The organism is Streptococcus sanguinis, assembly GCF_026781265.1.
Lineage (GTDB): Bacteria > Bacillota > Bacilli > Lactobacillales > Streptococcaceae > Streptococcus > Streptococcus sanguinis_T.
On the sequence record NZ_JAKUVC010000002.1, the window covers coordinates 490,244 to 504,988 of the forward strand.

Sequence of the window (14,745 nt, forward strand, 5' to 3'; positions counted from 1 at the left end):
GTTAGTCTTCAGACTTTTTCTTTCTCTTCTCTAATCCAATCAGTCCCAAACCTGATACTCCCGCAAGTAAGCTTGCAGCTAAGTATGAGGTTTCTTCTGTACCGGTCTTAGGAAGGGATTTTGCACCCTCACTCTTGGAAAGAGACGGCGGTGCAGGTGTAATGGTCCGCTCTGGCTGAACAGGAACTTCTGTCACAGTCGGAACATAGACTGCTGAAATCGTTTGACCATTGCGGTCTTTGCGAATCACTGTCACACCGTCAGCTTGACCTACAAAGCCAGTTTCCGGTACAAAGGTTATAGTGCCATCTGGGGCAATCGTGTAAGTCCCTTGACCTGGAACAACCTTTTCTGTGCTGCCATCCTCGAAAGTTGGCGGAACGGTTGAATCCACGTCTCCTTCAAAGATAGGTTTACCAGTCTGAGGCTGGCCTTTGAGACCAGTGCTGCCGGTATCTTCTGTGGCAGTGCTTCCCAAAACAGTTGGGGTATAGGTAGCCGTCACGGTATTTCCATAAATATCTGAACGCTTCACGACAACTCCGCGAGCAGTTCCGACAAAGTCGGCTTCCGGCACAAAGGTCACTGCTCCCAGCATATTGAACCTGTAAGTTCCCTCACCTGGGACAACCATTTCGGTGCTGCCATCCGCAAAGATCGGTGCTACTGCCTGGTCAATCGCCCCTTCAAAGGTAGGCGTGCCTGTTTGAGCTTGACCCTTGCGACCGCTAGATACACTGTCCTTGCTAGTTGATGGTTCAACTACGGTCGGAATATAGCGAGCCGTCACTAAGCTGCCATTCTTATCACGACGGACAAGGGTCACACCGCTTCCCTGACCAAGGAAATCAGCTTCTGGAGTGAAAGTGACTGTACCGTCTGGTGAGATAGTATAGGTTCCCTGACCCGGAATGGTCTTTTCCTTGCTTCCATCTTCAAAGGTTGGCGCAATTGTCTCATCAATTGGAACCAATGGATCACCTGCCTCGAAGACAGGTTTACCGGTTTGAACATGACCCTTGATATTTGTAGATGTGGTATCTTTACCAGTCGGAGTTACCTTGGCAAACTCTGGACTATAAGTTGCCGTTACTGGCGTACCGTTCTTATCTACCCGCTTAACGACAACTGGATCTGGACTGCCTACAAATTGCTTGTCTGGAGTGAAGGTCACTGCCCCGTCTGGTGCGATGGTATAAGTTCCCTGACCTGGAATTACTTTTTCCTTGGCACCATCTTCGAAGCTTGGCTCTACTGAGTCATCAATTGGAACCAGTGGATCACCACCTTGGAAAGTTGGAGTACCAGTTTGCGCAACACCTTGAGGACCAGTGCTAGTCGCATTGGTAGCTGTAGGAATCACTTCTTTCACTACCGCTTGATACTTGACGGTAACAGCGGTGCCATTGGCATCCGTACGAGTCAATTCGAGTTCTGGTGTTTCACCCTTGAACTGTTTATCTGGGGTAAAGGTTACCTTGCCATTTGCATCCACTTCGAACTTACCAACATTCGGTACTTCTTTGACAGAAGAACCATTGTCAAAGAACGGAGTCGAACCAGCCGGGAATGGAACAGAGTCATGGCCTGGGGTGAAGGTGACTTTTCCTTCTTGAACCTGACCCTGCAGGCCTTCTGTCTTCTCACCAGTTCCTGTAGGAATCACTTTCGTAAACTCTGGACTGTAGGTCGCTGTCACTGGTGTGCCGTTCTTGTCAACACGTCTCACAATTACTGAATCTGGCTGACCTACAAACTGCTTGTCTGGCGTGAAAGTCACTGCGCCATCTGGAGTGATGGTGTAAGTGCCCTGGCCTGGAATCTTCTTCTCCTTACTTCCATCTTCGAAAGTTGGCTCTACTGAGCCATCAATTGGAACCAGTGGATCGCCGCTCGCGAAGATCGGTGTGCCAGTTTGAGGGACACCTTGAGGACCGGTGCTTGTTGCATTGGTGCTGGTTGGAATCACTTCTTTCACTGCTGCTTGATATTTGACGGTTACTGGAGTTCCATTCGCATCAGTCCGAGTCAATTCCAGTTCTGGCGTTTCCCCCTTGAATTGCTTGTCTGGTGTGAAAGTTACCTTACCGTCTGCGTCCACTTCGAACTTACCGACATTTAGCACTTCTTTAACTGCTGAACCATTATCAAACAGTGGAGTTGAGCCCGCTGGGAATGGAACGGAATCATGGCCTGGAGTGAAGATAACATGACCTTCTTGAACCTGACCTTGCAAGCCTTCTGTCTTATCACCAGTACCAGTTGGAGTTACTTTAGTGAACTCTGGACTGTACGTTGCAGTTACTGGCGTGCCATTCTTATCGACGCGTTTTACAGAGATTGGATTCGGTTTACCTACAAATTGCTTGTCTGGCGTGAAAGTCACTGCGCCATCTGGAGCAATCGTGTATGTTCCTTGATCTGGAATAGTCTTCTCCTTACCTCCATCTCCGAAAGTTGGCTCAACTGTTTCATCAATTGGAACTAGTGGATCACCACCCGCAAAGGTTGGAGTACCGGTTTGTGGAACACCTTGAGGACCTGTGCTCGTTGCACTAGTACCAGTTGGAGTCACTTTCGTCACTGTCGGAGTATAAGTAGCGGTTACTTCAGTTCCATTCTTATCTACACGTTTCACAGTGACTGGTGTTGGTGTACCAATATACTGTTTCTCTGGAGTAAAGGTGACAGAACCATCTGAGTTGATAGTGTATTCCCCTACTCCTGGAACGGTCTTCTTAGACTGACCTTCTTCGAAGGTCATTGGACTATCCATGTCAATCGGAACAGCTGAGTTGCCAGGAGTGAAACTAGGTGTGCCTGATTGCGGCTGACCTTGAATGCCAGTTGATTCAGCATTGGTGCCAGTTGGAGTTACCTTGGTAACTTCTGGGGTATAAGTAGCCGTTATTTCTGTGCCGTTAGCATCGACTCGTTTAACCCTAACAGGTGTCGCCTTGCCAGTGAATTGCTTATCTGGAGTGAAAGTAATGGAACCATCTGAATTAATGGTATAAGTTCCTTGATTAGCCACTACCAAAGTATCAGTTCCATCTTCGAAAGTCATTGGCTTGGTCATATCGATTGGAACCGCTTGGTCACCTGGACTGAAAGTTGGCTTGCCACTTTGCGGTTGACCTTGAAGGCCGGTTGATTCAGCATTGGTGCTGGTAGGCGTTACCCGTATTACCGTTGGCGTATAGGTGGCAGTCACTTCCGTTCCGTTTTTATCTACACGTTTAACAGTAACTGAAGTTGGGGTCCCCACATACTGTTTGTCTGGCGTGAAGGTGATAGTACCATCTGAGTTGATGGTATATTCCCCTACTCCTTGAACCGTCTTCTTAGGTTGACCATCTTCAAATGTCATTGGAGAATCCATATCAATCGGAACAAGTGGATCACCACCTTGGAAGCTTGGGCTACCTGTTTGCGGAACGCCCTGAGGACCTGTGCTAGTCGCATCGGTGCCTCTTGGAACCACTTCTTTCACCACTGCTTGGTATTTGACTGTAACAGGAGTGCCATTGGTATCGGTGCGAGTCAATTCAAGTTCCGGTGTCTCACCCTTAAACTGCTTGTCTGGCGTGAAGGTCACTTTACCATTTGCATCTACTTCAAACTTACCGACATTCTGTACTTCTTTCACTGTTGAATTATTATCAAACAATGGTGTTGAATTCGCAGGGAATGGAACTGAGTCATGGCCAGGTGTGAAGGTAACTTTACCTTCTTGAACTTGACCTTGCAGGCCTTCTGTCTTGTTTCCAACACCAGTTGGCTTTACAGCCGTTACTGTTGCTTGATATTTTGCCTTCGCAAGGGTACCGTTGACATCTGCACGACTGACTTCAATTTCTGGCGTTTTACCTACGAATGTCTTAACCGGAGTAAAGGTAATATTACCATCAATATCCACTTCAAACTTGCCAACATTTTCAATTTCTTTCACATTAGTACCAGTGTCAAAAACTGGGGAATTATCTGCTGAAAAACCAACTTCTGGTCTTCCGGCTTCAAAAGTAATCTTACCATTCTGAACCAATCCTTGTAGACCTTCAGTCTGATCACCAGTTGCGTTTGGAACAACTTCTTCAACAGTAGGAGTATATTTAGCTGTCACTTCGGTGCCATTCGCATCTACACGTTTGACCGTCACTGGGGTCGCCTTGCCAGTAAATTTCTTCTCCGGCTTAAAGGTAATGGAACCGTCTGAATTAATGGTATAAGTTCCTTGATCAGCTACTACTAAATTGTCAGTCCCATTTTCAAAAGTCATGGGCTTGGTCATATCGATTGGGACTGCTTGATCACCTGGGGTAAAGATCGGCTTGCCGCTTTGTGGTTGTCCTTGCAGGCCTGTTGACTCAGCATTGGTGCTAGTTGGTGTGACCCGTGTTACCGTTGGCGTGTAAGTGGCGGTTACTTCCGTTCCATTCGTATCTACACGTTTAACTGTAACTGGTGTTGGTGTACCAACATATTGCTTTTCTGGAGTGAAAGTAATCGAGCCATCTGACTCAATGACATAAGTACCGACCTTGTCTACCTTCTTAGTTGTTTGATTATCTTCAAAGGTCATTGGTTGGGCTATATCAATCGGCACAGCTTTGTCACCCGCAGTGAAAGTAGGTGTACCTGATTGTGGTAGACCTTGAAGACCTGTGCTAGTCGCATTGGTACCTGTAGGAACCACTTCTTTCACCACTGCTTGGTATTTGACTGTAACAGGAGTGCCATTCACATCTGCTCGAATCAATGTCAGCTCAGGAGTGGTTCCCTTAAACTGCTTGTCTGGCGTGAAGGTCACCTTACCATTAGCATCCACTTCAAATTTACCAACGTTTAGGACCTCTTTAACAGTCAAACCATTGTCAAAAAGTGGAGTTGTTTCAGCTGGGAGCGGCACAGAATCATGACCTGGTGTGAAAGTAACATGACCTTCTTGAACCTGACCCTGCAATCCTTCAGTTTTATCACCAGTACCAGTCGGAGTTACCTTGGTAACAGTTGGTGTATAGGTTGCTCTTACTTGGGTGCCATTTTCGTCAACTCGTTTGACAGTAACGGGGGCTGGGGTCCCGACGTATTGTTTATCTGGGGTAAAGGTAATAGAACCATCTGAATTAATGGTGTATTCACCTATGCCAGCAACTGTCTTCTTAGGCTGACCATCGTCAAAGGTCATGGGCTTGGTCATATCGATTGGGACCGCTGAATCACCTTCCTTGAAGACTGGCGTTCCTGTTTGTGGCACCCCTTGAGGACCTGATGAAGTAGCAGGTGTGCTGGTTGGTGTGACCTTGGTCACGTTAGGTGTATAGGTAGCAGTCACTTCTGTGCCGTTGGCATCTACGCGTTTAACCGTAACTGGTGTCGCCTTGCCAGTGAATTGCTTAAGCGGCTTGAAGGTAATGGTATCATCTGAATTGATAGTATAAGTTCCTTCATTCGCCACTTCCAAGGTGTCCGTCCCATTTTCAAAAGTCATGGCTTTGCTCATGTCAATTGGGATTTGTTGGTCACCTGCAGTGAAAGTTGGCTTACCACTTTGTGCTTGACCTTGAAGACCAGTTGATTCAGCATTGGTACTTCTTGGCGTTACTTGGGTTACCTTAGGTTGATAACGTGCTCGGTGTGCTTTACCGTCGGTATCACTGACTTGAACTACCACTGGGGCTGGCGTGCCATAAAAAGTCTTGATAGGCTTGAAGGTCACTTGGCCGGTATTTGGATCCAATTCATAGGTTCCCACTTGCTGGTCATTGGTCATGGCAGGCACCGTATTGTCTGTTACTAGCCGTCCATTCGCATCCACGAAGCTAGCCGGACGAGAAGCATCTGGCGTAACAGGGGGCGTATTCGCATCATCATCGTTAAAGACTAACGTTTTGTTTTGTTCCAGTCCCTGAAGACCACTTGATTCGTAGTTTGGAATTTTACGGACTGTTGGTACATAACGGCCATCCATTGTAGTCAATTGATCATTCTTATTAGGGTCAGAAGCATCTGTCGAAGTCCAACCAGTCGAGGTACCATTGCTGTCAGTCCAACGGATGTTAATACCCTCAGTCGTCCCTGAGAAGTCTGCATTTGATGTGAAGGCAACTTGCACGTCATTGTCCTTGACGGTCAAGTGATAAGTCCCTTCTGGACGAATATAGTTGCCATCAACGGCTGTCAGAACTTGGCCTTGCTTATCCAAAACCTGAGGCGCTTGGGTGCTCATAACTGCATTGATACTGTCGTCTGAGCGATCCGTTCCTTTAGGTGTGAAGTGAAGAATCGCAGTTTGAGTCTCGCCTGTAAAGCCGTCTGTAGTCTGCTTCTCCCCCTTTGGAGGATAAATGCGGTGCAAGAGCATATCTTCTACTTCACCGCTAAAGGCAATACCAGTTGGTTGCTCAATATCGCCTGCATTTGTGGCAATACGGAAACGCATACCCAATTTGTCCACTTGACCGCCAGCCAGCCCAGGAATAGCCTGAAAAGTTAAGGTGTGGTCGCCGGCAGCCGTAATAGTCTTGACATCACTAGCTTCGTTATCTTCAAAGGTCCCATTCTGGTTGAAGTCTATCCAGGCCTTGACATAGGATTTAGCATTGCCATTTGGGTTAGCTTTGATTTTAATCGTATAAGTTCCATTTTTTGCTTTGTCTAAATCAAGCAAATCATTAGAAGTACTTAATTGATCGTCCGCTAGTAATTGGCTGGCCCCCTCGTCCTTATGTTCCTTTTTATCGTCCAGAACCCAATTATTAGCTGTATCAACATCAATGTCTGCTGGAGTAGTCCCTAAGTAAGGCTGATTAATTAGCTTACCAGTCACCGAATCACGTCCTGAAATGGTATGGAAGGCTTCGCCATAAGTCGCTGGCGCATCACTTCCATCCACCACTAAAAATCCCATCATCATAGCCTGTTGCCCAGATGATGCTACATAAAATCCTACTTCAGAAGCTCCTCGTGTCATCACCACAGGAACCGTCCGTTCGTTAGAACGGTTTGGTCCAAAGACCTGAGTCCCCAGACCACCTGTCACAGTATCCGGACTGAGGTACTTATACCAGTCTACGCTTGTATCTCTTAAGATTAAGAGACCTCTTCTTTTTACATTTTCATCATCCAACATTTGCTTGGTAATAACGGTGTAGGCTTCTTTGGCAGTACTCTTATTCTTCCATTCACCGAGATATTCCCATCCTTCTCCGTTAGTAGTGAAAATAGCAAATTCACCTGGGTTGGCATCTTCACCATCAGCCATAACCACTGTAGGAGCCACGCGCTTACCGAGATAGGTTGCTTCAATTTGGAATTTCACTCCCCAGTTGGTTGAGTTCTCTGGGTAAACCAGCTGGGTCTTTCGTCCTTGCGTATTAAAACCTTGATCACGGATAGAAGTCCATTGGTTCTGGATTGCCCCCGTCACTGTAGGAGGTGTTTTCCCATATTGTGGAGCAGACTTTAAATATCCATTCTGAGCATTTGGGTCATAAGTATTTGCTGTAGGTGTTCCTTCAACCCGTTTTCTATAAGTTTCAGTCGAGTTAAAAGGTTTAAGCTCAGTGACCGTCAGGGTTACTTCATAGCCCGGTGAAATTTCCTTCTTGAAGGTCGTTCCTACTTGGAGTCCGCCTCGTGAATCCAATCCTTTCCAACTTGCAGTATCCGAAAAATCAAGCCAAGTAATCTGTTTGGCTAATTGGGTACTATCTTTCTTGACAGATTCCTCCAAGCTTGGTTTAGGTAATCGTGGCGTAGAGGTAGCATCATCTGCCCCAGCTGGTCCAGTACCTATCGGAACTCCTGTTGTTACGCTGTTCTGTTGTCCAGTAGGTGTAGCATCCCGTCTCACACGACGAGAGCGATTAGGCTGATCTAGATCTGCGGTTGCTTCTGACTTTTCAGCCACGACAGTCGCGTTAGATGTTTCTGGGTGAACAGTGATTGGTTGAGTATTCTCAACTGGTTTAGTTGCTGTAGATTCAGTAGATTCTTCAACTTTCTCAGGTTCTGAGCTTCTTGGACTAGGATTATCATCTGATTGAGGGGTCTCAGTAGCAAAAGCAAGTGCTGAACTTTCTTTTGCTTGTAAATGTTCAGAAGCCACAGTTTCAGCAGAATTCACTGATGTTTCCGATATTCCTGTTTGCGAAACTTCGTTTTGGGCACCAGAATCACTGGCTTCGTCAGCACTAACTTGTGCCGCTGCTCCCAAAAGAAGCAGAGTTGACAAGAGCACAGAACAAACACCGACGTTTAGTTTTCGAATCGAAAACTTACGCAGGTGAGGATTAAATAAATCTTTTCCCATAATAATCTCCTAAATAATCATCTAGTTACAATAGTTTTATTATACAACATTCCATTTTAGTTAGCTATATATATAACTATAATTATATAAAATTTTTTAAAAAAAATGGACACAAAATAATTTATAGTCTATTTTTTAAACGAAAGAAAAAATAGACCATAGAAAAATCCTTATAAATTAAATAAATCTGAGAGTATCTTAGATTCTACTTTAATGTTTAACATTTTAGAAATGCTATTATTATGAAGTTTTTAAGATTTATTTCTTTGAATATAAAGAAAAAAGATTCACTAACGAATCTTTCCTCTTTTAATTTAGTATATGAAACCTAAATTCTTAATTTTTAGTCTTCAGACTTTTTCTTTCTCTTCTCTAAGCCAATCAGTCCCAAACCTGATACTCCCGCAAGTAAGCTTGCAGCCAAGTATGAGGTTTCTTCTGTACCGGTCTTAGGAAGAGCTTTTGCACCCTCACTCTTAGAAAGAGACGGTGGTGCAGGTGTAATCGTCCGCTCTGGCTGAACAAGATTTTCTGTCACAGTCGGAATGTAGACTGCTGAAATCGTCTGACCATTGCGATCTTTACGAATCACTGTTACGCCGTCAGATTGACCGACAAAGCCAGCTTCCGGCACAAAGGTCACAGTGCCATCTGGCGCAATCGTGTAAGTACCTTGACCTGGAACAACTTTTTCTGTGCTGCCATCCTCGAATGTTGGCGGAACGGTTGGATCCACATCCCCTTCAAAGAGAGGCTTGCCAGTCTGCGGCTGGCCTTTAAGACCTGTGCTGCTGGTATCTTCTGTTTCAGTACTTCCCAAAACAGTTGGGGTATAGGTAGCCGTCACGGCATTGCCATAAATATCTGAACGCTTCACGACAACTCCACTGGCAGTTCCGACAAAGTCAGCTTCTGGTACGAAGGTCACTGCCCCCAGAACGGTAAACCTATAAGTTCCCTCACCCGGAACAACCTTTTCGGTGCTGCCGTCCGCAAAGGTCGGTGCTACCGCTTGGTCAATCGCCCCTTCAAAGGTAGGCGTGCCTGTTTGAGCTTGACCCTTGCGACCGCTAGACACACTGTCCTTACTAGTTGATGGTTCAACTACGGTCGGAACATAGCGAGCCGTCACTGAGGTGCCATTCTTATCGCGATGGACAAGGGTCACACCAGTACCCTGGCCAAGAAAATCTGCTTCTGGGGTGAAAGTGACTGTACCGTCTGGTGAGATGGTATATGTTCCCTCACCTGGAATAGTCTTTTCCTTGCTTCCGTCTTCGAAGCTTGGTGCAATCGTCTCATCAATCGGAACTAGTGGATCACCTGCTTCGAAGACAGGTGTGCCAGTCTGAACATGACCCTTGATATTCGTAGATGTGGTATCTTTACCAGTTGGAGTTACCTTAGTATACTCTGGACTGTATGTCGATATCACTGGTGTACCGTTCTCATCAACACGTTTCACAGTAACTGGATCTGGCTTACCTACAAACTGCTTGTCTGGCGTGAAAGTCACTACGCCATCTGGAGTGATGGTGTAAGTGCCCTGGCCTGGAATCTTCTTCTCCTTACTTCCATCTTCGAAGCTTGGCTCTACGATTTCATCAATCGGAACTAGTGGGTCGCCACTTTGGAAAGTCGGTGTGCCAGTTTGAGGGACACCTTGAGGACCGGTGCTTGTTGCATTGGTGCTGGTTGGCGTAACCTTAGTAAACTCTGGACTGTAGGTCGATGTCACTGGTGTGCCGTTCTTATCAACACGTTTCACAGTAACTGAATCTGGCTTGCCTACGAATTGCTTCTCAGGAGTGAAGGTCACTGCACCATCTGGTGCAATAGTGTATGTTCCCTGACCTGGAATGGTCTTCTTCTTGCTGCCATCTTCGAAGGTTGGCTCCACTGTTTCATCAATCGGAACTAGTGGGTCACCACCCGCAAAAGTTGGAGTGCCAGTTTGCGGAAGACCTTGAGGGCCTGTGCTTGTTGCATTGGTGCTGGTTGGCGTTACCTTAGTAAACTCTGGACTGTAAGTGGCAGTCACTGGTGTGCCGTTCTTATCAACACGTTTCACAGTAATTGGATCTGGTTTACCCACAAATTGCTTGTCTGGACTGAAGGTCACTGCCCCATCTGGAGAGATAGTGTATATTCCCTGACCTGGAATGGTCTTCTTCTTGCTTCCATCTTCGAAGGTTGGCTCCACTGTTTCATCAATCGGAACTAGTGGGTCACCACCCGCAAAGGTTGGAGTGCCAGTTTGCGGAAGACCTTGAGGTCCGGTGCTTGTTGCATTGGTGCTGGTTGGCGTTACCTTAGTCACAGTTGGTATGTAAGTTGCGATTACTTCAGTTCCATTCTTATCTACACGTTTCACAGTAACCGGATCTGGCTTCCCTACAAATTGCTTGTCTGGCGTGAAAGTCACTGCGCCATCTGGAGCAATCGTGTATGTTCCTTGACCTGGAATGGTCTTCTTCTTGCTTCCATCTTCGAAGGTTGGTTCAACGGTTTCATCGATTGGAACCAGTGGATCGCCACCTTCAAATGTTGGGGTACCTGTTTGTGGAACACCTTGAGGACCTGTGCTGGTTGCCCCAGTTCCTGTAGGAGTGACCTTAGTAAATTCTGGGCTGTAGGTAGCCGTCACTGGAGTGCCATTCTTGTCCACACGTTTTACAGTGACTGGATCTGGTTTGCCTACAAACTGCTTGTTTGGGGTGAAGGTTACTGAGCCATCTGGAGTAATGGTGTAAGTTCCCTGGCCTGGAATCTTTTTCTCCTTACTTCCATCTTCGAAAGTTGGCTCTACTGAGTCATCAATTGGAACCAGTGGAGTGCCACCTTGGAAGGTTGGGGTACCAGTTTGAGGAACACCTTGAGGACCAGTGCTAGTCGCATCAGTGCTAGTTGGAGTTACTTGCGTAACGTTTGGCCAATAAACTGCATCTGCAGTAGAACCGTTCTTATCCCTTACACGAAGATGCGCAGGAGTAGGCGTTCCGTAGAAATCAGGAGCAGGTTGGAAGCTAATATCTCCATTAGCTTGAACAGTGTAAGTTCCTTGTAGCTTGCCACTTGCGTCGCTAACTGCCAAGGTATTACCCTGTTGAACCTGCCCATCCACAACGAATTGTGGTCCTGCTGGGTTTAATGGGACTGTTTGTGTTTGGTTATTAACAGTTGCTTGACCTGGAGTAAAGTTAAGCTGGCTAGTTTGAAGTTGTCCTTGAAGCCCAACAGTCTGTGTATCTTGACCTGTTGGAGTTGCGGCCTTAACTTCAGCTTGATAAGCAGCGGTTACTTCAGTCCCGTTCATATCAACACGTTTAACGGATTCAGCGCTTGGACGGCCAGTGTAACTAGGAACTGGTTGGAAGGTTACACGACCTGCGTTATCAACCATATAAGTTCCGACATTCGGAACAACCTTAGTTGTTTGACCGTTATCAAAAGTTGGAGCAACTGCCTCATTAATTGGCACACGATTATCACCTGGCGTAAAGATCAAATTACCAGATTGTTCAGCACCTTGAATACCTTCAGAGTTTGCTCCTTGTGCTGTTGGAACAAGACGCGTTACTGTTGGTTGATAGGTTGCACGGTGCTCTGTTCCATCGGTATCATGCAATTGTAGGTTAACAGGGTCGACCGTCCCCACAAATGATTTATTTGGAGTGAAAGTCACACGCCCAGTAGCTGGATCTAACTCAAAGGTTCCCACTTCTTGGCCTTGCGATGTTGCCTTTGCGCTTGTTCCAACAATACGATTGCCATCAGCATCCAAGAAAAAGACAGGATTCGTTGCAGATGGTTGAGCAGGTGTCTTAGCAGGATTGCCATCATTAAAGACAATATCCTGCACTTGAGGCAAGCCTTGTGCGTCCGTCGAATGATGTTCTGTGAAATTCAAAACAGTCGGAATATAGCGGGCATCCATATTATTCAACTTATCGTTGATAACAGGTTCTCCATTATTCTTCGCAATCCAATCTGTACTTGCACCATTAGTATCAACACGGCGGATATTAATTCCTTGAGTAGTACCGATATAGCCAGTGCTAGGTTCAAATATTACAACCACATTTGCACCCTTGGCTGTTACTTTATATCGTCCCTCAGCAGTATTGTACCAACCATCGCCATCTGCTGTTAATGTATTTCCAGCATTGTCCAAAACGACAGGTGCTACAGTTGTATCAATAGCCGCTTTCTTGCTTTCATCATTTTGATCAATACCTTGAGGTGTAAACTGAAGAGTAGCTTTCTGAGGCTGGCCGATTATTCCTGAACTTTCTTTCTTTTCTCCCTTCGGTGGATAGGTCAAGATGACTTCTAAGTCTTCTACTTCCCCACTAAAGGCTGTTCCCGTAGGTTTTTCAATATCTCCCTTATTTAGGGCAATGCGGACCCGCATTCCCAGCTTGCTAACTGCAGGATTGGTCATCGCTGGATTATTCTTAAAATTAACAGTATAGTCACCAGCCGTTGTTACTTCAGTAAATTCGCTGGCCTCATTTTCATCAAAAACGCCATTTTGATTGAAATCAATCCAAGCACGGACATAGGCCTTGCTATTGCCATTGGCAGAGGCTTGCAGGCGAACTGAGTAGTCACCATTTTGAAGACGATTAACTCGGAAAAGGTTATTTGTCTTACCAGTCAAATCTGAAGGCAAGAGCTGATCAACCCCTTCGTCTGCGTGATCAGTATCGTCATCATCTCTCCAGTCATTACCCGAAGTAGTATCAATATCAGCTTCAACTCGACCCAAGAATGGCTGAGGAGTTCTTGCACCTGTATTGGAATCATAACCAGAAATCGCATGAACAGCATTTCCATAAGAAGCCGGAGCATCTCCCTCATCAACTACCATAAAACCAATCATAGCAGCTTGCTGGCCAGAAGAAGCAATATAAATCCCAACTTCTGAAGCACCACGTGTCATCACAATCGGAACTGTGCGATCTTTAGAAGTATTCGGACCAAAGACCTGAGATCCCAAGCCTCCTGTTTTTTGATCTGGATTAGTAAAAGCAGTCCAGTCGATTACAGGTATAGTCGCATTATCCCCTATGTATTGACCATATCTGTTAGGGTTCATCGGTGCATAAGTGTCGGTAATTACAGATCCATCTGGCCGGACCCGTTTCCATTCTGCCAAGTGTTCCCATCCTTGGCCATTGGTCGTGAAGATAGCGTATTCCCCTGGATTGGCCTCTTCTCCATCTGCCATGATAACCGTCGCTTTTACAGGTTTTCCAAGGTAAGTCGCTTCTACCTTAAATTTTATTCCATAGCTAGCACCATTTTTAGGGACTTGTAATTGAGTCTTTCGACCATTGGTGTTAATCCCTTGGTCTCGGACGGCTGTCCATTGATTCTGTTCCGCTCCTATAATTTTCGGTCTAGCTGAATCTCCTTCGGCTTCTTGCTTTCTATAGTCTTCGTTTACATATCTGAACCAAGTGTTTTTCGCATTCGGATCATAGCTGTTTTCATACTCAGTACCCTTGACGCGGTCACGATAAATCTCTGTTGAGTGGAAGGGTTTTAATTCCGTCACTGTCAGTTTAATACGATAGCCTGGTGAAATTTCTTTTTCATAAACAGTACCAACTTTAAAGGAATCGTCCGTATCTAAGTTGCTGATGGCACTTTTATCACCAAGATCCAGCCAGTTAATCTGCTTCATCAAGTCTGTCGGGTTCTTTTTTTCAGAATCAGCCAAAGTAGGCTTCTCAATGGTGTTGTTAGGGGCACCATCTCGCAGACCAGTAGGTGCCGCATCCCGTCTTACGCGACGAGAGCGACTAGGCTGAGCAGTCTCTGTAGTTCCTGCCGGTTGAGCAGGAGCTGGTTGGGCATTATCTTCAGTCTTAACTTCTGCAGGAACAACAGCTGGTGCAGAGGTAGTTTCTGCCGCCGGCTGCTCACTTGTTGACTTGCCATCTGAATCAGACCATACAGTCGTTACCGCAGACGCATCTTCTGCTTGGGCCGCGAAAGTGGCTGGCTTACTTTCCTCAGCAGGTGAATTTACTGATTCTGCAGTACTTACTGAGGAATCAGCTATGCCTTTTTGAGAAACCTCGCTTTGAGTCCCAGAAGAAACAGTCTCATCAGCGCTAACCTGCGCAGCTGCTCCCAAAAGAAGCAAGGTCGATAAGAGCACAGAACAAACACCGACGTTTAGTTTTCGAATCGAAAACTTACGCAGGTGTGGATTAAACAAATCTTTTCCCATAATAATCTCCTAAATAATCATTTAAATTCCAGCCTTTATTATACACTATTCTATTTTAGTTATCCATATATATAACTATAATTGTAAGAAACTAACATTGTAATTAGACACTTTGTTAAAAATAGTCTATTTTTAACAAAAAATAGGAAAGATCCATAAACGAATCTTTCCTATTTCAATCCAGAGT

Annotated in this window: 2 protein-coding genes; both read right to left on the bottom strand. The window is 45.7% G+C overall.

What is annotated here, in order from left to right:
* Nucleotide 1: 1 nt before the first annotated feature.
* Nucleotides 2-8,314: a CshA/CshB family fibrillar adhesin-related protein gene (locus MK370_RS03160; protein ID WP_268684118.1), complete on the bottom strand. Its 8,313-nt coding sequence runs from the start codon at nt 8,312-8,314 to the stop codon at nt 2-4.
* A gap of 343 nt (nt 8,315-8,657) precedes the next feature.
* The gene (locus tag MK370_RS03165) at nt 8,658-14,558 is read right to left on the bottom strand and encodes a CshA/CshB family fibrillar adhesin-related protein (protein WP_268684119.1); all 5,901 of its coding nucleotides are present in this window, start codon (nt 14,556-14,558) and stop codon (nt 8,658-8,660) included.
* Nucleotides 14,559-14,745 lie beyond the last annotated feature (187 nt).